This is a genomic window from Cognatiluteimonas profundi, assembly GCF_009792795.1.
Lineage (GTDB): Bacteria > Pseudomonadota > Gammaproteobacteria > Xanthomonadales > Xanthomonadaceae > Cognatiluteimonas > Cognatiluteimonas profundi.
The window spans coordinates 247,087-272,461 of the sequence record NZ_VKHQ01000004.1 but is presented as its reverse complement, the minus strand read 5'-3'; the positions used below and the strand labels follow the sequence as shown (position 1 = coordinate 272,461).

Annotated in this window: 24 protein-coding genes and 1 pseudogene; 20 read left to right on the top strand and 5 right to left on the bottom strand. The window is 68.3% G+C overall.

All coding sequences use genetic code 11. The features are described 5' to 3' along the window. Window positions 1-20 precede the first annotated feature (20 nt). From ubiE to GST15_RS07875, 3 genes are all read left to right on the top strand, one after another. Window positions 21-773, top strand: a complete 753-nt coding sequence (ubiE, locus tag GST15_RS07885) for a bifunctional demethylmenaquinone methyltransferase/2-methoxy-6-polyprenyl-1,4-benzoquinol methylase UbiE (protein WP_159016710.1) — start codon at window positions 21-23, stop codon at window positions 771-773. Between the two features lie 92 nt (window positions 774-865). Further along, window positions 866-2,830, top strand: a complete 1,965-nt coding sequence (locus tag GST15_RS07880; protein ID WP_159016709.1) for a M1 family metallopeptidase — start codon at window positions 866-868, stop codon at window positions 2,828-2,830. Further along, on the top strand, window positions 2,827-3,561 hold the full coding sequence (locus tag GST15_RS07875) for a hypothetical protein (protein WP_233263104.1): 735 nt from the start codon (window positions 2,827-2,829) through the stop codon (window positions 3,559-3,561). The genes GST15_RS07880 and GST15_RS07875 overlap by 4 nt, the downstream gene beginning before the upstream one ends. A gap of 26 nt (window positions 3,562-3,587) precedes the next feature. Here the strand turns inward: GST15_RS07875 and GST15_RS07870 are convergent, their stop codons facing one another. Both GST15_RS07870 and GST15_RS07865 read right to left on the bottom strand, forming a co-directional pair. After that, window positions 3,588-3,824, bottom strand: a complete 237-nt coding sequence (locus tag GST15_RS07870; protein ID WP_159016708.1) for a hypothetical protein — start codon at window positions 3,822-3,824, stop codon at window positions 3,588-3,590. Between the two features lie 7 nt (window positions 3,825-3,831). After that, on the bottom strand, window positions 3,832-4,764 hold the full coding sequence (locus GST15_RS07865; RefSeq protein ID WP_159016707.1) for a carbohydrate kinase family protein: 933 nt from the start codon (window positions 4,762-4,764) through the stop codon (window positions 3,832-3,834). A 295-nt stretch (window positions 4,765-5,059) separates the two neighbouring features. Here GST15_RS07865 and GST15_RS07860 point away from each other — a divergent pair, with 295 nt between their 5' ends. The 9 genes from GST15_RS07860 to GST15_RS07820 all read left to right on the top strand — a co-directional run bounded on the left by GST15_RS07860 (window position 5,060) and on the right by GST15_RS07820 (window position 15,179). Continuing rightward, window positions 5,060-6,106, top strand: a complete 1,047-nt coding sequence (locus GST15_RS07860) for a rod shape-determining protein (RefSeq protein ID WP_159016706.1) — start codon at window positions 5,060-5,062, stop codon at window positions 6,104-6,106. 160 nt (window positions 6,107-6,266) lie between these two features. Next, window positions 6,267-7,313: a rod shape-determining protein MreC gene (mreC, locus tag GST15_RS07855; protein WP_159016705.1), complete on the top strand. Its 1,047-nt coding sequence runs from the start codon at window positions 6,267-6,269 to the stop codon at window positions 7,311-7,313. Continuing rightward, window positions 7,310-7,789 carry a rod shape-determining protein MreD gene (gene mreD / locus GST15_RS07850; protein ID WP_159016704.1) on the top strand — a complete coding sequence of 160 codons (480 nt, stop codon included), beginning with the start codon at window positions 7,310-7,312 and terminating at the stop codon, window positions 7,787-7,789. The genes mreC and mreD overlap by 4 nt, the downstream gene beginning before the upstream one ends. Beyond that, window positions 7,786-7,926 carry a hypothetical protein gene (locus GST15_RS07845; protein ID WP_159016703.1) on the top strand — a complete coding sequence of 47 codons (141 nt, stop codon included), beginning with the start codon at window positions 7,786-7,788 and terminating at the stop codon, window positions 7,924-7,926. The genes mreD and GST15_RS07845 overlap by 4 nt, the downstream gene beginning before the upstream one ends. 4 nt (window positions 7,927-7,930) lie before the next feature. Beyond that, window positions 7,931-9,886, top strand: a complete 1,956-nt coding sequence (gene mrdA, locus GST15_RS07840) for a penicillin-binding protein 2 (protein WP_159016702.1) — start codon at window positions 7,931-7,933, stop codon at window positions 9,884-9,886. Continuing rightward, the gene (gene rodA, locus GST15_RS07835; protein ID WP_159016701.1) at window positions 9,886-10,998 is read left to right on the top strand and encodes a rod shape-determining protein RodA; all 1,113 of its coding nucleotides are present in this window, start codon (window positions 9,886-9,888) and stop codon (window positions 10,996-10,998) included. The genes mrdA and rodA overlap by 1 nt, the downstream gene beginning before the upstream one ends. A 371-nt stretch (window positions 10,999-11,369) precedes the next feature. After that, on the top strand, window positions 11,370-12,467 hold the full coding sequence (mltB, locus tag GST15_RS07830) for a lytic murein transglycosylase B (RefSeq protein WP_159016700.1): 1,098 nt from the start codon (window positions 11,370-11,372) through the stop codon (window positions 12,465-12,467). Then, on the top strand, window positions 12,464-13,852 hold the full coding sequence (locus tag GST15_RS12940; protein ID WP_159016699.1) for a septal ring lytic transglycosylase RlpA family protein: 1,389 nt from the start codon (window positions 12,464-12,466) through the stop codon (window positions 13,850-13,852). The genes mltB and GST15_RS12940 overlap by 4 nt, the downstream gene beginning before the upstream one ends. Before the next feature lie 61 nt (window positions 13,853-13,913). Further along, complete coding sequence (locus tag GST15_RS07820) at window positions 13,914-15,179, top strand: D-alanyl-D-alanine carboxypeptidase family protein (RefSeq protein ID WP_159016698.1); 1,266 nt, start codon at window positions 13,914-13,916, stop codon at window positions 15,177-15,179. 63 nt (window positions 15,180-15,242) lie between these two features. Here the strand turns inward: GST15_RS07820 and GST15_RS07815 are convergent, their stop codons facing one another. Beyond that, window positions 15,243-15,542 carry a hypothetical protein gene (locus GST15_RS07815; protein WP_233263103.1) on the bottom strand — a complete coding sequence of 100 codons (300 nt, stop codon included), beginning with the start codon at window positions 15,540-15,542 and terminating at the stop codon, window positions 15,243-15,245. 44 nt (window positions 15,543-15,586) lie between these two features. Here GST15_RS07815 and GST15_RS07810 point away from each other — a divergent pair, with 44 nt between their 5' ends. The 5 genes from GST15_RS07810 (at window position 15,587) to GST15_RS07790 (ending at window position 20,914) form a co-directional block, all read left to right on the top strand. Beyond that, the gene (locus GST15_RS07810; protein ID WP_159016697.1) at window positions 15,587-15,865 is read left to right on the top strand and encodes a DUF493 family protein; all 279 of its coding nucleotides are present in this window, start codon (window positions 15,587-15,589) and stop codon (window positions 15,863-15,865) included. Continuing rightward, window positions 15,862-16,557 carry a lipoyl(octanoyl) transferase LipB gene (lipB, locus tag GST15_RS07805; protein WP_159017105.1) on the top strand — a complete coding sequence of 232 codons (696 nt, stop codon included), beginning with the start codon at window positions 15,862-15,864 and terminating at the stop codon, window positions 16,555-16,557. Before GST15_RS07810 ends, lipB begins: the two co-directional genes overlap by 4 nt. 4 nt (window positions 16,558-16,561) lie before the next feature. After that, on the top strand, window positions 16,562-17,563 hold the full coding sequence (gene lipA / locus GST15_RS07800) for a lipoyl synthase (protein WP_159016696.1): 1,002 nt from the start codon (window positions 16,562-16,564) through the stop codon (window positions 17,561-17,563). Window positions 17,564-17,781: 218 nt separating this feature from the next. Next, window positions 17,782-19,971, top strand: coding sequence for a carboxy terminal-processing peptidase (locus tag GST15_RS07795; protein ID WP_159016695.1), 2,190 nt, complete (start codon window positions 17,782-17,784; stop codon window positions 19,969-19,971). 67 nt (window positions 19,972-20,038) lie between these two features. Continuing rightward, window positions 20,039-20,914 carry a bifunctional transcriptional activator/DNA repair enzyme AdaA gene (locus GST15_RS07790; protein WP_159016694.1) on the top strand — a complete coding sequence of 292 codons (876 nt, stop codon included), beginning with the start codon at window positions 20,039-20,041 and terminating at the stop codon, window positions 20,912-20,914. Here GST15_RS07790 and GST15_RS07785 read toward each other — a convergent pair. After that, complete coding sequence (locus GST15_RS07785; RefSeq protein ID WP_159016693.1) at window positions 20,868-21,368, bottom strand: Lrp/AsnC family transcriptional regulator; 501 nt, start codon at window positions 21,366-21,368, stop codon at window positions 20,868-20,870. The two genes, GST15_RS07790 and GST15_RS07785, sit on opposite strands and share 47 nt — an antisense overlap. Before the next feature lie 182 nt (window positions 21,369-21,550). Here GST15_RS07785 and yedA point away from each other — a divergent pair, with 182 nt between their 5' ends. Both yedA and rarD read left to right on the top strand, forming a co-directional pair. Continuing rightward, window positions 21,551-22,477 carry a drug/metabolite exporter YedA gene (gene yedA / locus GST15_RS07780; protein ID WP_199268736.1) on the top strand — a complete coding sequence of 309 codons (927 nt, stop codon included), beginning with the start codon at window positions 21,551-21,553 and terminating at the stop codon, window positions 22,475-22,477. Further along, window positions 22,474-23,406: an EamA family transporter RarD gene (gene rarD, locus GST15_RS07775; RefSeq protein ID WP_159016692.1), complete on the top strand. Its 933-nt coding sequence runs from the start codon at window positions 22,474-22,476 to the stop codon at window positions 23,404-23,406. Before yedA ends, rarD begins: the two co-directional genes overlap by 4 nt. Here rarD and GST15_RS07770 read toward each other — a convergent pair. After that, window positions 23,403-24,752 (bottom strand): ABC transporter permease, encoded by a 1,350-nt coding sequence (locus tag GST15_RS07770; protein WP_159016691.1) that lies wholly within the window; start codon window positions 24,750-24,752, stop codon window positions 23,403-23,405. The two genes, rarD and GST15_RS07770, sit on opposite strands and share 4 nt — an antisense overlap. Here GST15_RS07770 and GST15_RS12870 point away from each other — a divergent pair. Beyond that, window positions 24,691-25,351: pseudogene (locus GST15_RS12870) on the top strand (sensor histidine kinase); the annotation flags it as partial. The gene GST15_RS07770 and the pseudogene GST15_RS12870 sit on opposite strands and share 62 nt — an antisense overlap. Window positions 25,352-25,375 lie beyond the last annotated feature (24 nt).

Sequence of the window (25,375 nt, the reverse complement as noted above, 5' to 3'; positions counted from 1 at the left end):
CGCGGTGCGATAATGCCCGCATGACCCAGAAGCCCGGCACCACCGATTTCGGCTATCGCGAAGTCCCCGTCAACGACAAGCAGAAGCTCGTGGGCGAGGTGTTCTCGTCGGTCGCCGGCAGGTACGACCTGATGAACGACGTGATGTCGATGGGCATCCATCGCATCTGGAAGCGCTACTTCGTCGCCACCGCGCAGCTGCGCCGCGGCGACCGCGTGCTCGACCTGGCCGGCGGCACCGGTGATGTCGCCGCGTTGCTGCACGACAAGGTCGGCGCCGAAGGCGAAGTCGTACTGGGCGATATCAATGCCGGGATGCTCACCGTCGGTCGCGACCGATTGACCGATCGTGGCCTGGTGCGCGGACTGCAGTACGTGCAGTGCAATGCGCAGGCGCTGCCCTTCCCCGACGACAGTTTCGACCTGGTGACGATCGCGTTTGGGCTGCGCAACGTCACCGACAAGGATGCGGCGCTGCGCGAGATGCTGCGCGTGCTCAAGGTCGGCGGCCAGGCGCGGGTACTGGAATTCTCGCGGGTGAAGGCCGAGTGGTTCCGGCCGCTGTACGACTTCCATTCGTTCAAGGTGCTGCCGGGGATGGGCAGGCTCTTCGCCGGCGATGCCGACAGTTATCGCTACCTGGCCGAATCGATCCGCCGCCACCCGGACCAGGAAACACTGCAGGCGATGATGCAGTCGGCTGGATTCGAGCGCTGCGGTTTCCACAACCTCAACGCCGGCATCGTCGCCATCCACACCGGATACAGGATCTGATCGCCACGGCCGGCCTTCGCGGCGGTCCGTCGCTGTAACGAATTGGCGCGTGCAAGGCTAGACTGCCAGCTCCCCGTCCCGCCGAGCCGCCAATGCGCCTGCCGATGCTTTCGCTCCTCGTCTTCATGGCCGTGCTGCCATGCATGTCGGGTTGCTCGCGCGAGGCCGCGCGGCAAGATGTCGCCGCTCCCCCATCCGCCGCCGACAGGAAGGCCGCCGCCATGCATTCCCAGTCCCTGCACGACGAGCACTCCTACGCCGAACCCGGCAAGGTGCGCATCACCGACACGGCGCTGGACCTGGCCATCGACTTCGACCGCAAGCAGTTGTCCGGCACCGCGACGCACACCCTGCAATGGCTGGATCCCGCGGCGACGCAGCTGCTGCTCGACACCCGCGACCTGACGATCGCCAAGGTCGAGGGTGCCACCGGGCAGGGCCAGTGGGAACCACTGCAATTCGCACTCGGCGACAAGGATCCGATCCTCGGCGCGAAGCTCGACATCCAGATGCCGCGGCGCAACCAGGCGGTGCGCATCACGTACACCACGTCGCCCGACGCATCGGGCCTGCAGTGGCTGGCGCCGTCGATGACGCAGGGCAAGCAGCAGCCCTTGATGTTCAGCCAGTCCGAGGCGATCCACGCGCGCAGCTGGGTGCCGTTGCAGGACACCCCCGCCGTGCGTTTCACCTACCGCGCGCACGTCACCTCGCCGGCCACCGCGATGGTGCTGATGAGCGCGGACAACGATCCGCATGCCGCGCGCGACGGCGATTACAGCTTCACGATGCCGCAGGCGATCCCGTCCTACCTGCTGGCGATCGCGGCGGGCGACCTGGTCTTCGAGCCGATCTCCGCACGCAGCGGCGTGTGGGCGGAACCGGCGATGGTGCATCGCGCGGCAACCGAATTCGCCGATACCGAAAAGATGATGCAGGTCACCGAGTCGCTGTACGGACCCTACCGCTGGGGCCGCTACGACATCCTGGTGTTGCCGCCATCGTTCCCGTTCGGCGGCATGGAGAATCCGCGCCTGACCTTCGCCACGCCGACCGTGATCGTCGGCGACAAGTCGCTGGTGTCGCTGGTCGCGCATGAGCTTGCGCACAGCTGGTCGGGCAACCTGGTCACCAATGCGAGCTGGAAGAACATCTGGTTGAACGAAGGCTTCACCACCTACGTGCAGGGACGCATCACCGAGGCGCTGTACGGCAACGAGCTGGCGGAGATGGAGCGGCAGATCGACCAGGAGGAACTGGCCCGCGAGATCGCCAGCGGCGAGATCGCGCCCGCCGACCAGGTGCTCGCATTGCCGCCACTCACCGGCCGCGATCCGGACGATGCGCTCAGCGACATCGCGTACACCAAGGGCGCATGGTTCCTGCGCTTCCTGGAGCAGCGCTTCGGGCGCGCGGCATTCGATCCCTTCCTGCGCGGCTGGTTCGACAGCCATGCCTTCAGGAGCGCGACGACGGATGAGTTCGTCGACTACCTGCGGCAACACCTGTTGGCGACCAACCCGAATCAGGTAACGGCGGGTGAACTGGACGCGTGGCTGCACCAGCCGGGAATCCCGGCGTTCGCCGAGCGTGCACGCTCGCGCAACTTCGGCATCGTCGATGCGGCGCGCATCGCCTGGGGCGCGGAAGGCAAGTTGCCGCCCGCGGCCATCACCGGCGCCTGGAGCACGCAGGAGTGGACGCATTTCCTCGATGGCATGACGCCGACGCTGGCCTCCGACCAGATGTCCGCCCTGGACAACGCCTATCATTTCACCGGTACCGCCAATGCCGAGATCGCGCAGCGCTGGTACCCGCTGGCGGTGCGCAGCGGCTATCACGCGGCCGACGTCGCGATGGCGGACTTCATGCAGCGGGTCGGCCGGCGCAAGCTGATCATGCCGATCTACGAAGCGCTGGCGAAGACGCCCGAGGGCCTGCAATTCGCCGACGACGTCTTTGCCAAAGCCCGCGCCGGCTACCACCCGATCACCACGGCATCGGTGGCCGCCACCCTTGCCAAGGCACGCAATCCCGGGACGCCACCGACCCCATGAGCACACACCGCACCCGCCTGGCATGCATCGGCCTGATCCTGGCCGCGATGGGCCTGGGCGCCTGTCATCGCGCGGAGCGCCAGGCCGAACAGGCGGCCGCGCAGGCGGCAGTGAAGGAAGCTGCCGCCACGCAGGCTGCCGGCGCCTTCGACGATGCGGTGTCCGCGCAGAACTGGCCCCTGGCCAAGGCCCAGGGCGACGTGCTGCTCATGCAATACCCCGATACCCTCGTGGCGCAACGCGTCGGCAAGCAGATGGATGGCGTGCGCGCCAAGGCAGCCGAAGTGCGCGAAGCGGCACGCACCGCAGCGTTGTGGAATTACAGTCGTGTCGCCGTGCCAGGCGGCACCCAGGTGGCTGCGACGATCGATTCGCAGCAGCCGGTGGATGTCGACGGCAGCGGCGCCAAGCCCGTGCAACTGGTGTTTCGCGACCACCCGTCGTGGGGCCGCAGCGCGTATCTGGTGTTGCAGGCAGGCGACTTCGACTGTTACCGCGGCTGCAAGGTGAAGGTGCGCGTCGACGACTCAGCGTCGAAGTCCATGGCGGCGTCGCGGCCGAAGACCCACGAGGCGATCGCGATGTTCATCGAGGACGAGCGCGCGTTGTGGCGCATGGTGCTCGGCGCGCGGACGCTGTCGATCGAATTCCCGGTGAAGGCCGGCGGCACGCGGACCGCCGTGTTCGAAGTCGGCGGCGTGGATCACGCGCGCTTCCCTGGCTGGTATTAGCGCAAGGCGCGCGCCCACTTCCCGATTCAGGGGGCGGGATGTTCCTCGCCAATGGGCGCCGCTTCGGTGATCGCATCCCCGGCAGCCGGGCGTTGCGACGGCACCCGCACGTCCTGGCCGCGACCCCATGCGGCCACGCCGACGATGCCGGCAAAGAGCAGCAACTTGCGCCAGTCGGCGCCGCCGAGCCAGGTCGCGACGACCACCATGATCGCCACTGCGGCCAGGCCGAGTGCGATGACGACGCGAACGCGGCTGCGCATGTGGTGCCTAGAGCGTGGACCCGAACTGCTGCCGGAATTGCCCGGCGAATTCGGCATAGGTGAAGCGCTGGTTCTGGGTGCCTGGATATTCGATCTTCAGCGCGCCCATCAGCGAGGCGATGCGGCCGCAGGTCGGCAGGTCGTAACGGCGCATGAGGCCGAAGATCAATCCCGCGCGATAGGCGTCGCCGCAGCCGGTCGGATCGGTGATGCGGCGCTCGTGCGCGGGGGGGATTTCGTGCACCTGGCCATCGGCATGGATGCGTGATCCCTGCGGGCCGCGCGTCACGATGTAGGCCGCGACCTTGCCGGCGATGGTCGCCTCGTCCCAGCCGGTGCGCTGCTGCAGCAGGCTGGATTCGTAGTCGTTGACGACGACGTAATCCGCCTTGTCGATGAAGTCGCGGAACGCATCGCCATCGAACAATGGCATGGCCTGCCCGGGATCGAAGATGAAGGGAATCCCCGCTGCCTTGAAATCCGCCGCGTGCTGCAGCATCGCGTCGCGGCCGTCGGGGGCGACGATGCCGAAGGTGACGCCGTCGACGTCGCGCACGTGGTTCTCGTGGCTGCGCATCATCGCGCCGGGATGGAACGCCGTGATCTGGTTGTCGTCCAGGTCGGTGGTGATGAAGGCCTGCGCCGTGAACAGCTCGGGCAGTTCCTTGATCCGCTCCATGCGGATGCCGTGCTCGCTGAACCAGTCACGATAGGGGCCGAAGTCCTGGCCGACGGTGGCCATCGGGATCGGATCGTCGCCCAGCAGCTTCAGGTTGTAGGCGATGTTGCCGGCGCAGCCGCCGAATTCGCGGCGCATCCGCGGCACCAGGAAGGACACATTCAGCATGTGCACCTTGTCCGGCAGGATGTGGTTCTTGAACTGGTCGGGGAACACCATGATGGTGTCGTAGGCCAGGGAACCGCAGATCAGCGCAGACATGGAAGCCTCGGGTGCATCGGGGTCGAAGGGGTTGATCCGGCAGGACCACCAGGCAAGGGAACCCGGGCCATACAGGTTAGCCGCTCCATCCGTGCCCGGCCAGCAAGTCCGCACCGATCCATGCGTTGAAACGCAACGTGGGTGGCAGAAATCACGGATCAGCGTGGTTGCCCACGTGGGGGGTGGTTGTTAGGCTAGCCAATCCCCTGCGTGACCAGCGCGGCCTGCGTCCTGGCCGGCTTGCCCCTACCAGCGCGCCTTCCCCCTGCCAGACCCTGACGGACCCCGACCCCCGATGTTCAAGAAGTTCCGCGGCATGTTTTCCAATGACCTGTCCATCGACCTGGGGACGGCAAACACCCTCATCTATGTGCGCGGGCAGGGCATCGTGCTCAACGAGCCCTCCGTGGTCGCCGTGCGCCAGGACCGGCTGGTCGGCGGCGCGCGGTCGGTGGCCGCGGTCGGCACCGAGGCCAAGATGATGCTGGGCCGCACGCCCGGCCACATCACGACGATCCGCCCGCTGAAGGATGGCGTCATTGCCGACTTCACCTACACCGAGGAAATGCTCAAGCATTTCATCCGCAAGGTGCACAAGTCGCGCTTCCTGAAGCCGAGCCCGCGCGTGCTCGTGTGCGTGCCCTGCGGCTCGACCCAGGTCGAGCGCCGCGCCATCAAGGAGTCGGCCGAGGAGGCCGGCGCGCGCGACGTGTACCTGATCGAGGAACCGATGGCCGCGGCGATCGGCGCCGGCATGCCGGTGACGGAGGCGCGCGGCTCGATGGTGGTGGACATCGGCGGCGGCACGACCGAAGTCGCGGTGATCGCCCTCAACGGCATCGTGTACGCCCAGTCGGTCCGCATCGGTGGCGACCGTTTCGACGAGGCGATCATCGCCTACGTCCGTCGCAGCCAGGGCATGTTGATCGGCGACGCCACCGCCGAGCGCATCAAGATCGAGATCGGTTGCGCCTACCCGCCCGAACATCCGCGTGAGATGGAAGTCTCCGGCCGCCACCTGGCCGAAGGCGTGCCGAAGATGATCAAGATCAATTCCGCCGAGGTGCTGGAAGCCCTGCGCGAGCCGCTGGCGGGGATCCTCGCCGCGATCCGCCATGCGCTGGAGCAGACGCCGCCGGAGCTGTGCGCCGACGTCGCCGAGCGCGGCATCGTGCTGACCGGTGGTGGCGCCATGCTGCGCGACCTGGACCGGCTGATCAGCGAGGAAACCGGCTTGCACGTGCAGGTGGCCGATGACCCGCTCACCTGCGTGGCGCGCGGCGGCGGCCGGGCGCTGGAACTGGTGGACATGCACGGCAACGAGTTCTTCGCACCGGAGTGACGGTGTTTCCAGCTGCACGGCGCGACTCGCGCGATGGTGACGAGGATGGGGTTGGGGTTGGGGCGCGACATGTATCCGCTGTCGATCCATTCATGCGCGCGTGCCTGCTGGCCGGGACGCGCATGGACGCCACTGGCTGCGGCCCGTGAGCTGACCTGACGTGGCGTCCTTCGCTGGATCTCCTGCTGCCCGCCCGGGCGATGTCACCGGCACGTTGCGCCTGCTGGCTTACATGGCGCTGGCGATTGCCTTGATCGTGCTCGACCACCGCGGCGGCTGGCTCGCGCAGGCGCGCATGCGCGGCGAGATGGCGGTGCAACCGCTCTGGTGGGTCGCCAGCCTGCCCGGCCGCATCGCCGAGGGCATGCGCGAGGGCACGGCAACGCGCGCCCACCTCGCCGACGAGAACCGGATCCTGCGCAATGCGTTGCTGATCAGTGGTGCGCGGCTGTCGCGCCTGCAGGCGGCCGCTGCCGAAAACGCACGCTTGCGCGGACTGCTTGGAGCCGGGCGGCGCGGTGGCCTGGACGTGCAGCTGGCGCCGATCCTGAACATCGACCTGGACCCGACCCGACAGCGGCTGGTGCTGGATGCCGGCAGTCGCGATGGCGTCCAGGTGGGACAGAGCGTGATCGATGCCGGCGGCCTGCTTGGCCAGATCATCGCGGTGGAGCAGGGCACGGCGACGGTCCTGCTGATCACCGACCCCGACCACGCGGTCCCGGTGGTGGTGGCACGCACCGGCGTGCGCCTGGTGGCGTATGGAAAGGGGCGCAGCGACCGGATGGAGCTGGTCAACATCCCGCTGTCCAGTGACATCAAGCCCGGCGACAGCATCGTGACCTCCGGCCTGGGCGGACGTTTCCCGGCGGGTTTCCCGGTGGGCACGGTCCGGGAACTGCGGCCCGACGACAGCCATGCCTTCCTGGTTGGCGAGCTCAAGCCCGCCGCGCAGCTGGATCGTGGTCGCGACGTCCTGCTCCTGCGCCAGGGCGCCACGGCGAACGCGCCTGTGTCCGGCGTCGATCCCGGGGCCGCTGCCGGCAGCCCGGCACCCGCGCCTGGTGTCGCGACATCGTCTGCGGCCGCTACCGTCGCAACAAGGGCAGGTGCATCCAATCGCACCACGCCTGCACCTCCTGCCGGGCCGTCGAGCACCGGCCGTCCGACGGCCGCCGCAGCGTCGCCGCGAGTGCCCGCCCCATGAGCCGCCCGCGCAACCACTGGCTGTTGCCGCTCAGTGTCGGACTCGCGCTGCTGCTCGGTCTGTTGCCGTTGCCGGCATCGCTGCAGCCGTTCCGGCCGTACTGGCTGGCGCTGGTCGTGGGCTATTGGCTGATCGAGGATCCCGATCGCGTCGGCCTGGGCTTCGCCTTCGCGATGGGACTGCTCGCGGACCTGGCCTTCGGCGGGTTGCTCGGCGAGCAGGCGCTGCGCCTGACGGTGATGGCCTTCATCCTGCAGCGCTTCCGCGCGCAGCTGCGATTCTTCCCGTTGTCGCAGCAGGCGCTGGCGATCGGCGGACTGTTGCTCAACGATCGCGTGGTCAGCGCCGCCGTGCACCTGGCGCTGGGCGAGCCGCAGTTGCCCTGGAGTTTCTGGTGGGCGCCGCTGCTGGGAATGCTGCTGTGGGCACCGGTGTTCCTGCTGCTGGATACGCTGCGACTGGGGCGCAGGGGATGAGCGCCATCACGCCGATGTCCTGCATCGGGCACCCGGTCGTGGGCGGGCCGGTGACGGCATCGCTGGCGATTTGCATCGGCGCGCGTCGGCGCGTCGGGATGACCACGCCGGCGCAGTCGTTGCGCGGCGTGGTTTGAGGCCATGGGTCCGCGTCGACGCCAGCTGAAACACCCTGCCGCCGAGGCCGCGCAGTTCCGCATGCGGGCGGCGATCGGATTCGTGGCGGTGCTGCTGGCGCTGGCGGCGCTGGGCGGTTGGTATTTCAAGTTGCAGGTGATCGACCACGCCGATTACGCCACGCGCTCGCAGGCCAACCGCATCAAGCCGCGGCCGGTGGTTCCCGGGCGCGGACTGATCTACGACCGCAAGGGCCGGATCCTCGCCGACAACGTCCCGGCATACCGGCTGGACGTCGTCCCGGACCAGGCCGGGGATATTCCCCGGCTGCTCGCGCAGCTGTCGCGCATCATCGCGCTCACGCCCGACGACATCGCGCATTTCGACGCCGACCGCAAGGCGACGCGCGGCTTCCGTCCGATCACGCTGAAGCTGCGCGTGAGCGACGTCGAGGCTGCGCGTTTCGCCGTCGACCGCTGGCGCTATCCGGGCGTCGACCTGGTGCCGTACCTGAGCCGACGCTATCCGCATGGCGCGCTGTTCGCCCACGTCATCGGCTATGTCGGGCGCATCGACGAGGCCGACATGGCCAAGATGGGCGACACGAGTACTGGCTTCACCCACACCGGCAAGACCGGCATCGAGCGCTATTACGAAGATGCGCTGCGCGGACGCATCGGCTACGAGCAGGTGGAGACCAATGTCGAAGGTCGCGCGCTGGGCACGGTCGGGCGCGTGCCGGCGATCTCCGGCGCCGACCTGCGCCTGTCCATCGACCTGGACCTGCAGCAGGCGGCGGCGGAAGCCTTCGGTGATTTCGACGGATCCGCGGTCGCGGTGGATCCGCGCACCGGCGAGATCCTGGCGATGGTGAGCCTGCCGAGCTTCGATCCCAACCTGTTCGTCAACGGCATCTCGACCACCGATTACCGCGCGCTGATGGACAATCCGTCGCGGCCGTTGTTCAACCGCAACGTGATTGGAGGCGGCCCGCCCGGATCCACGATCAAGCCCTTCCTCGCGCTGGCCGGACTGGACAGCGGGCTGCGCACGCCGCAGGACAAGGTGTTTTCCACCGGCGAATTCCACATCCCCGGACAACGCCGCGGTTATCGCGACGCGCATGGTGGCGAAGGCTGGACGGACCTGCGCAAGTCGATCGCGCAGTCGGTGAATTTCTACTATTACAAGCTGGCCTACGACATGGGCATCGATCGCCTGGACACGTGGGTACGCAAGTACGGCTTCGGCGAGCCCACCGGCATCGACCTGATGGGCGAGAGCGGCGGCATCGTTCCGTCGCCGGCATGGAAGGCCAGGCACAGCAGGGAGCCGTGGTACGTCGGCGAGACCGTGATCTCCGGCATCGGCCAGGGTTACTGGAAGGTGACCCTGCTGCAGTTGGCGCGCGGTGTCGCATCGCTGGCCGACGATGGCCAGCGACGCCGGCTGCACCTGGTGCAGCAACGTCGCGACGGCTACAACGCACCGTGGGTCCCGCTGCCGCAGCCGGCGCCAGTGCGCATCACCGACAACCCGGCGCACCTGCGGGCGGTGCAGGAAGGCATGATGGCGACCATGCAGCCCGGCGGCACCGGCGCCGCGATCCAGCGCGATGCGCCCTACCTGATCGCCGGCAAGACCGGCACGGCGCAGAACACCAGCCGCAAGGGCAACATCAGCCTCAATCCGCATGCGCTGCCGCTGAGCCTGCGCCACCAAGCCTGGTTCATCGCGTATGCGCCCGCTGATCATCCGACCATCGCCGTCGCGGTGATGGTGGAGCACGGCGGCTTCGGCGCCAGCACCGCGGCACCGATCGCGCGCAAGATCATGGACGCATGGCTGCTGGGCAAAAAGCCCGAGCCGACAATCAGTTCCGATGTCGTGGCGGCCGCGCCCGCGAGCGCCGCCACCAACGTCGCGGCCGCCGGGGCCGCGCCTGTCGTCGCCCCAACCGCGCAACATCCGGCCGACTGATGACCGCCATCCTGCGCTGGCTGTTCGACATCCTCGCGCGCCTGCTGCGCACGCTCGACTGGCCGCTGTGCCTGGCATTACTGGCCTTGATGACGATCGGCCTGGCCGTGCTCTACAGCGCCGGCAATGAATCGCCGCGCCTGGTGCTCGCGCAGGGCGTGCGATATGGCTTCGGATTCGCCGCGATGTGGGCGCTGTCGCGGATCCCGCCCAACCGGCTGCGCAACATCACGCCCGCGATCTACGCCGCGACGTTGCTGCCGTTGCTGGCGGTGCTGGCAATCGGCACCGGCAAGCACGGACGGCTGTGGATCGACCTGAAGCTGTTCTACTTCCAGCCCGCGGAGCTGTTGAAACTGAGCCTGCCGATGATGGCCGCCTGGTATCTCAACCGCCAGGTCCTGCCGCCGCGTTTCAGCGTCGTGCTCGCCACCGCCGCGATCATCGGGGTGCCGACGCTGCTGATCCTGCTGCAACCGGATTTCGGCACGGCGATGCTCGTCGGCATCAGTGGCGCCTTCGTGTTGTTCCTGGCCGGGCTGTCGTGGTGGTGGTTCGTCGCCGCGGCCGGCGGCGTGGCCGGCGCCGCGCCGGTGGCCTGGTTCTGGCTGCTGCGGCCTTACCAGAAGGATCGCATCCTGACCTTCCTGAATCCGGAGTCCGACCCGCTGGGTACCGGCTGGAACATCATCCAGTCGAAGATCGCGATCGGTTCCGGCGGATGGACCGGCATGGGCTGGGGCCAGGGTTCGCAGTCGCACCTGGACTACCTGCCCGAGCACACCACCGACTTCGTCTTCGCGGTGCTGAGCGAGGAGTTCGGATGGGTCGGCGTGGCGACCGTGCTGGCCTTGTACCTGTTCGTCGTCGGGCGCTGCCTGTGGATCGCCAGCGAAGCGCGCGATGGTTATTCGCGATTGCTTGCCGGCAGCCTGGCGCTGTCGTTGTTCGTCTACGTCGTCGTCAACGGCGGCATGATCGCCGGCCTGCTGCCGGTGGTCGGCGTGCCCATGCCGCTGCTGAGTTACGGCGGCACGTCCGCCGTATCGCTGTTGGCCGGCCTGGGCGTGGTCATGGCGGTGCGCGCGCACAAACCGGTGCACGGGCATTGACCTTGCGGCCCTGCGGAATCCTGGCGGCGAGGGGGCCTGGTGACCAGCGCTTGTGAAAAGACGGCAAGCGTCACCCTGTGCAAGACCCCGAAGGGGCGGCGCACAGGACGTGCGCCGTTTCCAGCCGAGCCATGGATGGCGAGTCTGGAAATCCTCCAGGAAACCCATGGGGCGAGTCAGCCCTGATCGGGGAAAAGCCGCTTTCTTTTGGTTACTTTTCTTTGCGGCTCTCAAAGAAAAGTAACCCGCCAACGGCGGAAGCGTTTGCAGCGCAGCTGCCCGGCATTGACGCGGCGACGCAATGGATCACAGGCGTTTCGCGCAAACGCAGAACGGTCGAGCGTGCGAAGCCCCGTGCTACCCTCGCGCCGATGAATCGACGCGTACTCTTCCTCACAATTCCGTTCGTGCTCGCCGCCTGCGCAACGCCGGTGCAGCGCCCCGCACCGGCCCCCCAACCGCAACCGCCTGTCGCCGCACCGGCCGCGGTCCTGCTGCCGTCGGTCCCGCAACCGCCCGAGCGACCACTGGCGCCGGCGAGCGTGACCGACCCGCTGCTGCCGCAGCCGCAGCGCATCGATGCCTTCGTCGACTACACGGCCAGCACCTACGGCATCGATCCGCAGGTGGTGCGCGATGGCCTGGGCAAGGCGCAGTTCCTGCAGCGCACGGTCGACATCATTTCGCGTCCCGCCGAAGCCGTGCGCCCGTGGCGCGACTACCGGCCGATCTTCCTCAACGACGCACGCATCGCCGGCGGCATCGCCTTCTACAACGACAACCGCGCGGCGCTGGACAGGATTTCGGCGCAGACCGGCGTGCCTGCCGAATACATCGTCGCGATCATCGGCGTGGAAACCAACTACGGGCAGAACACCGGCAGCTACCGCGTGCTGGATGCGCTGTATTCGCTGGCGTTTGGCTACCCGAAGCGGGCGCCGTTCTTCGCCGGTGAGCTTGCCCAGTTGTTCGCGCTGGGCAGGGACGAACACCTCGACGTGGCCGCGCTTACCGGCAGTTACGCCGGCGCGATGGGCCTGGGACAGTTCATGCCGTCCAGCTACCGCTTGTGGGGCAAGGACGGCGATGGCGATGGCCGGCGCGACCTGATCAACGACAAGCAGGACGTGTTCGCCTCGATTGCGAATTACTTCGTGGCGCACGGCTGGAAGCGCGGTGGCGCCGTGGCGGCGCCGGCGACGCGCGATGCGATGGCGGCGGATTTCACCCCGCCGACGATCGATCCGGTCTATCCACTGGCAACCCTGGCGCGGCAGGGGTACCGTCCGCAACCGGGGCAGCCAGTCGAAGAGGGCGCGACCTTGCTGACACTCGATGGCGAAACGGGCAAGGAGTACTGGCTCGGTTATCGCAACTTCTACGTGATCACCCGTTACAACCATTCGCCGATGTACGCGCTGGCGGTGCACCAGCTGGCGCAGGCGATCCGGACGGGCAGCGGCGGATGAAGGCGCTGGCGCTGGCTGCCATGGCCCTGGCGCTGGCCGCCTGCAGTGGCGGGCACGTCAAGCCCTCGGCACCCGCAGTCACCCGCGTGCAGGCGCCGCGATCCGTGCCCGACACCGGGTCCGTCGTCGTGCGCCGTTCGCCGTACGCGCCGGCGCAGGAGGACCTGAGCAAGCGCGGAAACTACACGCGCGGCGGCCTGTACGCGCCGGAGATCCAGGACAGCGCGCCGGATGGCCTGGCCGATGTGGATTCGATTCCCGAGCCGGAGGTCAGGGCCGAGCCGCGATCACGTTATGGCAACCGCTCGCCCTACCAGGTGCTCGGACAGACCTACTCCGTCATCGATGATCCCGCGAAGTACGACGAGGTGGGGCTGGCGTCGTTCTACGGCAACAAATTCCACGGCCGTCGCACCTCCAACCTGGAGGTGTACGACATGTACGCCTTCAGCGCCGCGCACAAGACGCTGCCGCTGCCCAGCTACGCGCGTGTCACCAACCTGTCCAACGGCAAGTCGGTCGTGGTGCGCGTCAACGATCGCGGGCCATTCCACGCCGGCCGCATCATCGACCTGAGCTACGCCGCGGCGGTGAAGCTGGGTGTCGATCGCGCGGGCACCGCGCGCGTCGAAGTGAAGGGCCTGAGCGCCGGCGAGAACGCACGCGAGCCCTACGACGCCGTGGCCGCGGCATCCGTGCCGACGGTGCCTGCTTCGAATCCTGCAACCTTGCCGCCCGGCGTGCACGTGGCCACGGGCCGCCCGGCCGCCATGTCGCCGACGCGCACCGCCATCGACTCGCTGGTGGCCCATCTGCCGATTGCCACGGCCAACGCCAGCGAGCGCCCGCCGCAGGCCGGGGTGGCACCGACAACATCTGGCGCTCCCGCCGCAGCGGCCGCGACCACGCCCAACCCCGCCGGCGAACGCTTCGACATGCGCCAGGACGGCCGCACCATGACGGCCGATGAATTCGACGCCTGGATGCGCGCGCGCAGCATGCGCGTCGCCACCGGCAAGCCGATGCGCATGCCTGCAGCGTCCCGGCCTGTTGCCGCCACTGCGCCGGCTGCTGCCACCCGCGCTGCGCTGCCGGTCGATGTCGGCAACGCGCCGCCCACGCAAGCCACGGCGGCGGTCGTCGCCGGCGGCGGCCCTGGCGTCACCTACCAGGTCGCCAGTTTTGCCGCGCGCGCCAATGCCGAACACGCCTTGACGCTCCTGACCGGCGCCGGCATCGCCGGGGCCCGGCTGCTCGATGCCGATGCCAACGGCCGCAAGGTCTGGCGGCTGCGCGTCGGTCCGGTCGATACCGCCGGTGCGCAGGAACTCGTGGCGCGCATCCAGGGTCTGGGTTTCGGTCAGCCGCAGCGCGTGCGCGAGTAGACTCTCGCCTTCTTTTTCATACCCGGTCACGGACGGCCGGCCATCGGAGTCCGTTGTCTTGATGAATCCTGTTTCCAAGTCCACCCCCCGCCGCCAGCCGCAGTCGCGCTTGTTGAAGTCGGTCGGGGTCGCGCTCGTCGCGACCACCACGCTGCTGGTCGGGCTCGCCTTCGCGCAGACGCCGGCCCTGCCCCAGCCTGCGGCGCCACGCCCGGCGGCCTTGAGCGACAACCTGCCGATCCCGCCGCCGCCCGCGCCGAAGACCTCGGCCGCCTGGATCCTGATGGACTACGCCACCGGCCAGGTCCTGGCTGGCGAGAACTACGACACCCGACATGAGCCGGCGAGCATCACCAAGGTGATGACGTCGTACGTCGTCGCCTCGGAAATGGCGGCCGGCAAGGTCCATGCCGACGATCAGGTGATGATGACCGAGCACGCCTGGCGCGAAGGCGGCGCCGGCACCGAGGGCAGCTACAGCGGTTTCCCGGTCAACAAGACCGCGCCGCTGGTGGAAATGGAAAAGGGCATGGTGGTGCAGTCCGGCAACGACGCCGCGATCGCGCTGGCCGAGCACATCGCCGGCAGCGAGGAATCGTTCGCGGCGCTGATGAACGCCTACGCCGCGCGCATCGGCATGAAGGATTCGCACTTCGTCAATCCGCACGGGCTGTCGGCCGAGGGCCACTACTCGACGGCGCACGACCTGGCGCGGCTCGGGCGCGCGCTGATCCATGATTTCCCGGTTTCATACGCCTACAACAAGATCAAGGAATTCACCGTCGGGCCGATCACGCAGCCCAACCGCAACCTGCTGCTGTGGCGCGATCCCACCGTCGACGGCATCAAGACCGGGCACACCAGCAACGCCGGCTATTGCCTGATGGCATCGGCCATCCGCGGCGACCAGCGACTGATCGCCGTGGTGCTGGGCGATACCAGCGAGAAGCAGCGTGCCGACGACGCCCAGGCGCTGCTCAACTGGGGCTTCCGCTTCTACGAAACCCACAAGCTCTACGACGGCGGCGTGCAGGTCGCCAGGCAGAAGGTCTGGAAGGGCACGGTCGACGAAGTCCAGCTCGGCCTGGCCGAGCCCATGCTGGTCAGCATGCCGCGCGGCAAATACACCCGGCTCAAGCCGGCGATGATCGTGCCCAAGACCCTGGTGGCGCCCATCGCCAAGGGCCAGAAGATCGGCATGGTGAAGGTGACGCTCGACGGCAAGGTGATGGCGGAGCGCCCGCTCATCGCCCTGAATGCGGTGCCCGAAGGCGGCTTCTTCAAGCGCCTGTGGGATGAGTTCTGGATGTGGTGGGACACCGTCTGAGCGCCGCTGGCGCCGGCAGGTGAACAGGACAAAGGCCGGCGCAAGCCGGCCTTTTCCGTGCGCTCAAAGCCGGACGAAATAGGGGATCGCCATCAGCAGTGCGCCCACCGCCACGGTGGCCCAGGCGTTGGAGACGAAGTACGGAAATACCATCAGCCCCACGCCGCAGACCAGCGGCACCAGCGCGCCCTGCCGCTTGCCGTAGATGAAGAACCCGCCGCCGATCGCCCCGAACACCACGCCCCACAGAAGTGTCGCCATGTCCATGCGCTGTCGTCCGATGCGTGCCTGCTGGCCGGTTGCCGGCAATGCTACCGACCGCAGCCAGCGAGCGGGGTTTCCCGCGCGCGGCGGCGCGTTCATCAACTTCGCATGCGGGATTCGCCTCGGCGCCCCATAATTACTGGATGGATATCAAGTCAGATAACCCCGATCACGGCTTCCAGTTTCCCGGCGAGTTCGAGATCACGGCCATGGGCCCGGCCGGCAGCGGCCTGGATGAACAGATTCCGGCCCTGCTGGAAGCCGCCGGCCTGGTGGTCCTGCACGAGACGGTGACCACGCGCGAATCCAGCGGCGGCAAGTTCGTGTCGATCAAGCTCAGTTTCCGCGCCGAGTCGCGCGAGCAGTACGAGGTTGCCCACGCGGTGTTGCGCGAGCACCCGGAAGTGAAGTGGACCATCTGACGGCTGCATCGCCGCTGCGCGACTGTGTCGTCCGCGACCTCGGGCGGCAGCCCTACGAGCCGGTCTGGCGGGCCATGCAGCGCTTCACCGATGCCCGTGGCGAAGACAGTCCCGACGAGTTGTGGCTGCTCGAGCACGACCCCGTGTTCACCCTCGGCCAGGCCGGCAGGCCCGAGCACGTGCTGGCGCCTGGCGGGATTCCCGTGCTGCACGTCGATCGCGGCGGGCAGGTGACCTACCACGGCCCCGGCCAGCTCGTGGCCTATCCGTTGCTGGACCTGCGCCGCCTGAAGCTGGGCGTGCGCGAGTACGTGCAGCGGATCGAGCAGGCGCTGATCGACACGCTGGCCGACTGGGACATCGCGGGCGCACGTCGTGAGGGCGCGCCCGGCGTCTACGTCGACGGCGCCAAGATCGCCGCGCTCGGCATCCGCGTCCGCCGCGGCTGCAGCTTCCATGGACTGGCGTTCAACGTGGCGATGGACCTGGAGCCCTTCGCCCGGATCAACCCCTGCGGTTACGCCGGGCTGCAGGTGACCTCGATGCTAGAATGCGGATGCGGCGAACGCGCCGATTTCAGCCTCGAAACCGTCAAGTCACGGTTGTTGCAGCACCTCGCCGCGGAGTTTGGCCTGCGCATGCACGAGGCCGCGCCGCCGCAGCTCGTCGTCCCCGAACCGCAGGCCGCCTGATCGCATGAGCGACACGTCCACCAAGACCATCCCGCTGGCCGTCATCGGCGAGCCGGCATCGCTGCAACCCGGGGCAAAGCAGGTGGCGGGCGACAAGATCGCGCGCTCACCGGTGCAGTTCGCCGATGTGCCGGTGCTGCGCAAGCCGTCGTGGATCCGCGTGCGGATTCCATCGGGCAATTCGGTGGCGCTGCTCAAGGCCAAATTGCGCGAGAACCGCCTGGTCACCGTCTGCGAAGAGGCCAGTTGCCCGAACATCCACGAATGCTTCGGCCACGGCACCGCCACGTTCATGATCCTCGGCGAGGTCTGCACGCGACGCTGCTCGTTCTGCGACGTCGCCCACGGCCGGCCGAAGCCGCCCGATGCCAGCGAGCCCGACAACCTGGCGCGCACCGTCGCCGACATGGGGCTGAAGTACGTCGTCGTGACCAGTGTCGACCGCGACGACCTGCGTGATGGCGGCGCCCAGCACTTCGTCGACTGCATCGCCGCCATCCGCCGCGACAGCCCGCGCACGAAGATCGAGATCCTCACGCCGGATTTCCGCGGCAAGGGCCGCATGGAGCGGGCGCTGGAGATCCTCGCGGGCAATCCGCCGGATGTGTTCAACCACAACGTCGAGACGGTGCCCGACCTGTACCCGAACGTCCGCCCGGGCGCCGACTATGCGTGGTCGCTGCGCCTGTTGCAGCAGTTCAAGGCGCAGCACCCCGGCGTGCCGACCAAATCCGGGATCATGCTGGGCCTGGGCGAGACCCTGGCGCAGGTCCAGGCCACCCTGGGCGACCTGCGGGCGCACGACGTCGACATGGTCACCATCGGCCAGTACCTGCAGCCCAGCGCCCACCACCACCCGGTGCTGCGCTACTGGACGCCGGACGAATTCAAGGCGCTGGAGACCTTCGGCATGTCGCTGGGTTTCAGCCACGTCGCATCCGGCCCGCTGGTTCGCTCGTCCTACCACGCCGACCAGCAGGCGATGGAGGCGGGCGTCGCCGCCTGACCGCGCCGGCCCGCATCATCGGCGCTGCATCCGCGTCGCAGGCAGCATTCACGCAACGGCCAGCGCGGGCGGTTAGATTGTCCATATCGGTTGGATTGCAACTTTCGGCACTTACCAGCCGTCCATGCACAAGCCAGCCTGAGCGCAGAGCACCGTCGTTCATCCAATCCCCTGGATCCATTGTCCCAACACCGGCCCGACAGGCCGCGAGAGCATCGATGAAAGCGCATTACCCCCTGTTGATCCTCGCACTGGCCGCGCCCGTGGCGTTGCTGGCACGCGCCCCTGGCAGCGCCGGCACCGACACCGCGATCGCCTCCGGGCCGACCGTCGAGCAGGGCACCACCGCCAAGCTCGTCTACGGTCTGCTGTCGGACAGCCGTTACGCCTATCGCCCGCGCGCGCTCGACGACACGCTGTCGTCGGACGTCTTCAAGCGCTACCTGGAAGCGCTGGACAACAGCAAGATGTTCTTCACCGCGCAGGACATCGCCCGCTTCGCGCCATACAAGACCACGCTGGACGACGCCATCAAGGGCGGCGACATGGGCCCTGCCTTCGCCATCTTCGCCCGCTACAAGCAGCGGGTCGACCAGCGCTCGGCGTACGCGCGCAGCCTGCTCAAGCAGGACATCTTCGATTTCAGTGGCAACGACCGCTGGTACTACGATCGCGAGGATGCGGCCTGGGCCGCCGACGATGCCGCGCTCAACACCATGTGGAAGGAGTCCGTCCGCAACGACTGGCTGCGGCTGAAGCTGGCCGGCAAGAAGCCGGACGACATCCGCAAGACGCTGGACAAGCGTTACGCGACGCTCGATTCGTCCGTGGCCGAGCTCAACGGCGAGGACGCGTTCCAGAGCTTCCTCAATGCCTACACGTCGGCAATCGATCCGCATACCGACTACTTCGATCCACGCACCGCCGAGCGTTTCAACCAGTCGATGTCGCTGTCGCTGGAAGGCATCGGCGCGGTCCTGCAGAAGCAGGACGACCTGGTGCTGATCCGCGAAGTCGTTCCCGGTGGCCCGGCCGCGCGCAGCAACAAGCTCAAGCCGGGTGACCGCGTCGTGGCCGTCGGCCAGGGCACGAGCGGCGTGATGGAGGATGTCATCGGCTGGCGCATCGACGACGTCGTCGAGAAGATCAAGGGACCCAAGGGCACCCAGGTGCGCATGGACGTGATCCCGCCCGAGGCCGGGCTGGACAGCAAGCCGGTGCGCATCGTGCTGACCCGCGACAAGATCAAGCTGTCCGAGGACGCGGCCAAGGCGGAGACGATCACGATCCCGGCCGCCAATGGCGTTCCCGCCAAGCGCATCGGCGTGATCAAGCTGCCCGGTTTCTACCAGGACTTCGAAGGACGCCGCAGCAACGATGGCGACTATGCATCGGCCACGCGCGACGTCGCGCGCCTGCTCAAGCAGTTCCGTGCGCAGAAGGTCGACGGCGTGGTGATGGACCTGCGCAACAACGGTGGCGGATCGCTGGACGAGGCGGTGGATCTCACCGGCCTGTTCATCGACAAGGGCCCGGTGGTGCAGGTGCGTGAATCCGGCGGTCGCGTCAGCGTGGACGGCGACAGCAAGGCTGGCGTCGCGTGGGACGGCCCGCTCGCGGTGCTGACCAATCGCGGCTCGGCGTCGGCGTCGGAGATCTTCGCCGGTGCGATCCAGGATTACGGCCGCGGCCTGATCATCGGCGAGACCACTTTCGGCAAGGGCACCGTGCAGAACCTCGTCGACCTGGATCGCTGGCCGTCGAACGAGCAGACGCACTTCGGCCAGGTGAAGCTGACCATCGCGCAGTTCTTCCTGCCTGGCGGCAGCAGCACGCAGAACAAGGGCGTGGTGCCCGACGTTCGCTTCCCGGTGTCGGTCGACGCGACCGAATACGGCGAGAGCACCTACGACAACGCCTTGCCGTGGACGCGGATCGCCGCGGTGCCGCACGTGCGTTACGGCAACTTTGCGCCGATCCTGCCGCAACTCGATGCGCTGCACGACGCGCGCGTGGCCAAGGACAAGGAGTTCCAGTGGTGGTCGCAGGACGTCGCCGAGTTCCGCATCGAGCACGCCAAGAAATACGTCTCGCTCAACGAATCCGAGCGGCGCGTCGAGCGTGACCGCCAGGCGGCCAAGGAAGTCGACCGCCAGGCACAGCGCAAGGCGCTGGGGCTGGATACGGACCCGCTGGCCGACGATGCGACCGACGATGGCCTGCAGGTCGGCGAGCGCGACATCATCGCCGAGACCGCGCGCGAGAAGGCGGCCGAGAAGCGCCCCGACCCGCTGTTGCGCGAGTCGGCGGCCATCCTCGCCGACGCCACCAACCTGCTGGTCCAGGACCAGGAGTTGACGGCGGAGGTGTTGCCGGAATCCAAGTTGCCGACGCACTGGGCCCAGTAACGCGGGCCCGGACGATGCAGCAGGAATCGGATAGCGGGCGCCCTGGGCGCCCGTTATCGTTCCGGCCATGAACGCAACAATTCTCCAGCACGTGCGGGCGCTGCTCGACGCCGGTGAACCGACGCTCGCCGAGCTGGCGCGCGCGGCCGGCATGAGCGCATCGCACCTGCAGCGCAGCTTCACCGAACAATTCGGCCTGAGCCCGGCCGAGTACCTGGCGCAACGCAAGCTTGGCACCCTGAAGGCCGCGTTGCGTGGCGGCAGCGATGTCAGTGCCGCGCTGTACGACGCCGGTTATGGGTCGCCGTCGCGCGTCTACGAATCCGGCGCCGCCAGGCTCGGCATGACGCCGGCGCGTTATCGCGCGGGCGGCGCCGGCACGGCCATCCGCTGGAGCATCGCCGACACCACGCTGGGCATGGCGCTGGTGGCGACCACGGATCGCGGGATCTGCATGGTCGAGCTGGGCGAATCCGAGGGCGAACTGGAAGCGAAGCTGCAGGCGGAATTTCCCCACGCGCAACTGCAGCGCGTCGACGCGGGTCGCGATGCGTTCCTCGCCCCGCGCGTGCGCGCCGTGGCCGAACGGCTTGCGGGAATCGCACCGGCGGCAGCAACCGATGACATGCAGCTGGACCTGGTCGGCACCGCCTTCCAGAAGAAGGTCTGGGATGCGCTGATGCGGATTCCGCCCGGGCAGACGCGCAGCTATTCCGGACTGGCTGCACAACTGGGACAACCGGGCAGCGCACGCGCGGTGGCCGGTGCCTGCGCGCGCAACCGGGTCGCGGTCATCGTGCCCTGCCACCGCGTGATCCGCGGCGACGGTTCGCCCGGTGGTTACCGCTGGGGACTGCCGCTGAAGCAGCGGCTGCTGCAACGCGAAAGCGTGGCGATCATGCCTTCCGCCGCCGCCGCGGCGACTGTCGCGTCGGCAGGTTGAGCCCGAGCTTGACCGTATCGAACACCAGTCGCGTCTCGTAGCGCCTGACGTTGCCTTCATCCACGAACAGACGCTCGGCCACTTCGCGGTAGTGCGCCACGCTGCTCGCGACGAGGATCACCAGGTAATCCCATTCGCCGGCGAGTGCGTAGCACTGTTGGACTTCGGTCGCCGCGCGCATCCGCGCGCGAAAGGCGGTGTGCAGCCGCAGCGTGTCGCGCTCCATCGCCACCCACACCGTCGCCAGCGTCGTCGCGGGCAGCGCGTTGGGGTCGAGCACGGCGACCTCGCGCAGCAACCCGTGCCGGCGATAGCGGGTGATGCGCCGCTGCACCGCGCTCGGCGACAGGCCCACCGCGTCGCCCAGCGACGTCAGCGTGCGGCTGGCGTCGCGCTGCATCAGGTCGAGCAGGCGGTGGTCGAATTCGTCGAGGGTGAGGGGCGTGGCGGCCATGCAAAAATTTTGCGTCCAGGCGCACGAATTTACAATCGCCGTGCCGCTGGCGCGGTTTAACCTCGTCGCACGCGCCGGATGTCGTGCGCATTTCCCAGGACACTTCCGATGGTTCCGCTGAGCCAGTTGCCGCCGTTCGCTGCCACCCCACTGCAGCCCGCCGCCGGCATGGAGGTGATTGCATGAGCGCCATTCCGGCGACCGTCGCGTCGCGCGTGTCGCCCGGTCCGCTTGCGGTCGGCATGGCGCTGGCCGCCGTCTACGTGCTCTGGGGATCGACCTACCTCGCGATCCGGCTCGCGCTGCCGGGCTACCCGCCCTTCCTGCTCGGCGCGATCCGCATGTTCCTCGCCGGCGCCCTGATGTACGTCGTGCTGCGCCGGCGCGGCGCCAGGCCACCGACGAGGCGGCAGTGGCGCACGCTGACCGTGCTGTCGATCTTCATGGTGCTGCTGTCCAACGGGCTGGTGAACCTCGCCGAGACCCAGGTGAACTCCGGATTGGCGGCGATCGCGGTGGCATCGATGCCGTTGTTCGCGGGTGTCTTCGCGATGCTGCGCGGACGCCATCCGTCGCGGATCGAATGGGCCGGGCTGGTCGTCGGCTTCGCCGGCGTGGTCTGGTTGAATGCGGGCAGTGCGCTGTCCGGTTCGCCGCTGGGACTGGTGTGCCTGGTGATCGCGCCGCTGGCCTGGGCCTGGGGTTCGATCTGGAGCCGCGACCTCGACCTGCCCGAGCCGTTCATGGCCGCCAGTGGCCAGATGATCGCCGGCAGCGCATGGATGCTGGGCGCGGCGATCGTGACCGGCGAGCGCTTCACCGCGGTGCCGTCGATGGGCGCCACCGCCGCGATGCTGTACCTGGTCGTGGCCGGGTCGATCTTCGGATTCACCGCCTACATCTGGCTGCTGCACCACGTGCGCCCGGCGCTGGCGACCAGCTACGCCTACGTCAATCCGCCGATCGCGGTGCTGTTCGGCGCGCTCATCGCCGGCGAACACTTCAGCAGGCATGACCTGGGTGCGATGGCGGTGATCCTCGCCGGCGTCGCGATCATCACCATTGCGCGCACGCGGACACCCAGGCTCGCCGCGGAGCCGCCTGCATGAGCACGCACGCGGAATCCCGTCGCGGGCTGTGGATCGCGGCCGCGTCGTTCGTGCTGTGGGGACTGATGCCGCTGTACTGGCACCTGCTCAAGGCGGTGCCGTCGCTGCAGATCGTCGTGCACCGGATCGTGTGGAGCGCGTTGTTCGTCGTCGGCTGGCTGACCTGGCAGAACCGCGGCTGGTTGCGCGCCGCGCTGGCGCGACCGCGCGTGGGCTGGATGCTGGCGCTCAGCGGGGTGTTGATCGCCTTCAACTGGGGCCTGTACATCTGGGCGGTCAACGCCGGGCACGTGGTCGAGAGCAGCCTGGGCTATTTCATGAACCCGCTCGTCAACGTGCTGTTCGGCGTGCTGTTCCTGCGCGAGCGGTTGACGCGCACGCAATGGGTGTCGGTCGCGCTGGCCACCGTCGGCGTGGCATGGCTGACGGTGCAATACGGCCATCCGCCGTGGATCGCGATCGGCCTGGCGCTGTCGTTCGCGCTGTACGGCCTGATCCGCAAGCTGGCCGCGATCGATTCGATCCCCGGCCTGGGTGTGGAAAGCGTCTACCTGTTCCTGCCCGCGCTGGCGGTGCTGCTGTGGGCCGAGGTCCACGGCAGCGGCGGTTTCCTGCCGCTGCCGGGTGCACCGGGCTGGGGCATCGGCCTGGACGTGTTGCTGGTCGTTGGCGGAGCGTTGACCGCGCTGCCGCTGATCGGCTTCGCCTTCGCGGTCCGTCGCGTACCGCTGTCGGTCATCGGGCTGATGCAGTACATCGCGCCGACGCTGCAATTCCTGATCGGCGTGCTCGCCTTCGGCGAAGCCTTCGACCGCACGCGCGCGGTTGGTTTTGGTTGCATCTGGATCGCGCTGGCGTTGTTCGCCGCCGATGGCATCCGGCGCACGCGGACACGGTCCGTCGGCGCCGCTGCCAGCGCGGGCGCCTAGGTCTCGCGCAGCGCGGTCGTCACCGGCATCCGCGCCGCGCGCAGTGCCGGGAACAAGCCCCCGATCATGCCAATGCCCAGCGCCCATTTCAGGCCGCTCCACAGCAGCGCGGGCGACACCTTGAACTGGAACACGACCTGGCTGAAGTTCTGCCCCAGGGTCGACACGGTGTAGCCGTTGAACACCAGCCAGGCGATGCCGGCACCGAGCATGCCACCGAGCAGCGCCAGCAGCATCGTCTCCAGCATCACCGCCATCACCACCGGCAGGCCGCGGAAGCCCAGTGCGCGCATCGTCGCGATCTCGCGCGCACGGCTGGCGACGGCCGCGTACATCGTGTTGAGCGCGCCGAACACCGCACCGATCGCCATGATCGTCCCGATGACGATGCCCAGGATGTGGATGAGTTTTGTCAGCTGTTCGGATTGCCGCGTGTAGTAGTCGCGCGTGGTCAGCACGTCGAGCTTGAGCCGCGGATCGTCCTCCAGCGCCGCCTTCAACGTCCGGAAGCCGTTCCTGCCGTCAAGGCGCACGGTCACCGACTGGTAGGCGCTGCGGTTGTAGGTCGACGCGATCGTCTGCGCGTCGCCCCATAACTCCGAATCGTGCGAATCGCCGGCGGCGAACTTGCCGACGATGGTCCAGTCCTGGTTCGCCAGCTCGATGCGGTGTCCGACCTCGAGGCCGCGGAACTGCTGCTGCGCGCCCTGTCCGACGACGAGTTCGCGCAGGCCCTGGCCAAACTTGCGGCCCTCGACCATGCGCACCTGCGGACGGATCGCCCACGCCGCGTCGCCGACGCCGCGGACCTGCACGTTGGCATCGGTGCCGTCGGCCTTGGTCGGCAGGTTCACCACCTGCGACAGCTCCGGTGAGATCGCCGGCTGTCCGCCGGCGTCGCGCGCGATGCCCGGCAGGTTGCCGATCAACGGGATCTGGTCGCGGGTGATCACCGAGTTGGTCTCTGCCTGCGAGCCCCCGCGCAGGATGATCGCGGTGTCCTCGCTGCCGGTCTGCCGGAGCGTGGCGGAGAAACCTTCGCCCATCGCCAGCATCGCGACGAGCACGCCGACGACGCCGGCGATTCCCACGATGATGACCGACGACGCGCCCCAACGCTGCGGCAGGCTGGCGATGCCGATGCTGGCCGCGGCCAGCGCCAGCTTTCCGCTGCGCGTCAGCAGCAGCCAGAGCAGCAGCGCGACGGCGAGCGCGAGCACCGCCGGCCACGGCAGCGCGATCCACAGTGCCAGGCCGGCGGCGAGCGCCAGCGCGATGCCGATGTTGGCGAGGCTCAGCCATGACGAAGTGCGTCGACTGGCCGGCCTGGCGGAACGCGAACGCATCGGCCGCGACCTGCATGACCTGCTGGGCCATACGCTGTCGCTGGTGGCGCTGAAGTCCGAACTCGCCGGCAAGCTGGTCGCCAGTGATCCGGCCGCCGCGCGTCGCGAGATCCTCGAGGTCACCCGCGTCGCCCGCGAAGCCCTGACCCAGGTGCGCAGCGCGGTCACCGGCATCCGCGCCGCCGGCCTGGCCGCCGAACTGGCGTCGGCGCGCCTGCTGCTGGAGACCGACGCCATCGCATTCCGCTACGACATCGCGCCAGTGGCGCTGCAGCAGGCGCAGGAAATCGTCCTGGCGATGACGCTGCGCGAGGCGGTGACCAATATCCAGCGCCATTCGCAAGCGGAATGCGGCGCAGGTCACGCTGGTGGCCGAGGGCGACGAAATGGTGTTGTGCATCGCCGACGACGGCCGCGGTGGCGCGATCGCGCCGGGCAACGGATTGTCGGGAATGCGCGAACGCATCGAGGCGATCGGTGGACGCCTGCGCGTGGATTCCAACGCCAGGGGCACACGCGTCGAAGCGCGCCTGCCGTTGCGCCCGTTGGCACCAGCCATCGATCCACCGGCGCCGGATGTCGCGGCGGCCGCGGCCTGACGCTCGCCAGCCGGCGCTCTGCTA

Bases quoted from the DNA above. Each gene is read 5' to 3' on its own strand.
- ubiE (WP_159016710.1), top strand. From the start codon at position 21: ATGACCCAGAAGCCCGGCACCACCGATTTCGGCTATCGCGAAGTCCCC.
- GST15_RS07880 (WP_159016709.1), top strand. From the start codon at position 866: ATGCGCCTGCCGATGCTTTCGCTCCTCGTCTTCATGGCCGTGCTGCCA.
- GST15_RS07875 (WP_233263104.1), top strand. From the start codon at position 2,827: ATGAGCACACACCGCACCCGCCTGGCATGCATCGGCCTGATCCTGGCC.
- GST15_RS07870 (WP_159016708.1), bottom strand. From the start codon at position 3,824: ATGCGCAGCCGCGTTCGCGTCGTCATCGCACTCGGCCTGGCCGCAGTG.
- GST15_RS07865 (WP_159016707.1), bottom strand. From the start codon at position 4,764: ATGTCTGCGCTGATCTGCGGTTCCCTGGCCTACGACACCATCATGGTG.
- GST15_RS07860 (WP_159016706.1), top strand. From the start codon at position 5,060: ATGTTCAAGAAGTTCCGCGGCATGTTTTCCAATGACCTGTCCATCGAC.
- mreD (WP_159016704.1), top strand. From the start codon at position 7,310: ATGAGCCGCCCGCGCAACCACTGGCTGTTGCCGCTCAGTGTCGGACTC.
- GST15_RS07845 (WP_159016703.1), top strand. From the start codon at position 7,786: ATGAGCGCCATCACGCCGATGTCCTGCATCGGGCACCCGGTCGTGGGC.
- mrdA (WP_159016702.1), top strand. From the start codon at position 7,931: ATGGGTCCGCGTCGACGCCAGCTGAAACACCCTGCCGCCGAGGCCGCG.
- rodA (WP_159016701.1), top strand. From the start codon at position 9,886: ATGACCGCCATCCTGCGCTGGCTGTTCGACATCCTCGCGCGCCTGCTG.
- mltB (WP_159016700.1), top strand. From the start codon at position 11,370: ATGAATCGACGCGTACTCTTCCTCACAATTCCGTTCGTGCTCGCCGCC.
- GST15_RS12940 (WP_159016699.1), top strand. From the start codon at position 12,464: ATGAAGGCGCTGGCGCTGGCTGCCATGGCCCTGGCGCTGGCCGCCTGC.
- GST15_RS07820 (WP_159016698.1), top strand. From the start codon at position 13,914: ATGAATCCTGTTTCCAAGTCCACCCCCCGCCGCCAGCCGCAGTCGCGC.
- GST15_RS07815 (WP_233263103.1), bottom strand. From the start codon at position 15,542: ATGAACGCGCCGCCGCGCGCGGGAAACCCCGCTCGCTGGCTGCGGTCG.
- GST15_RS07810 (WP_159016697.1), top strand. From the start codon at position 15,587: ATGGATATCAAGTCAGATAACCCCGATCACGGCTTCCAGTTTCCCGGC.
- lipA (WP_159016696.1), top strand. From the start codon at position 16,562: ATGAGCGACACGTCCACCAAGACCATCCCGCTGGCCGTCATCGGCGAG.
- GST15_RS07795 (WP_159016695.1), top strand. From the start codon at position 17,782: ATGAAAGCGCATTACCCCCTGTTGATCCTCGCACTGGCCGCGCCCGTG.
- GST15_RS07790 (WP_159016694.1), top strand. From the start codon at position 20,039: ATGAACGCAACAATTCTCCAGCACGTGCGGGCGCTGCTCGACGCCGGT.
- GST15_RS07785 (WP_159016693.1), bottom strand. From the start codon at position 21,368: ATGGCCGCCACGCCCCTCACCCTCGACGAATTCGACCACCGCCTGCTC.
- yedA (WP_199268736.1), top strand. From the start codon at position 21,551: ATGAGCGCCATTCCGGCGACCGTCGCGTCGCGCGTGTCGCCCGGTCCG.
- rarD (WP_159016692.1), top strand. From the start codon at position 22,474: ATGAGCACGCACGCGGAATCCCGTCGCGGGCTGTGGATCGCGGCCGCG.
- GST15_RS07770 (WP_159016691.1), bottom strand. From the start codon at position 24,752: ATGCGTTCGCGTTCCGCCAGGCCGGCCAGTCGACGCACTTCGTCATGG.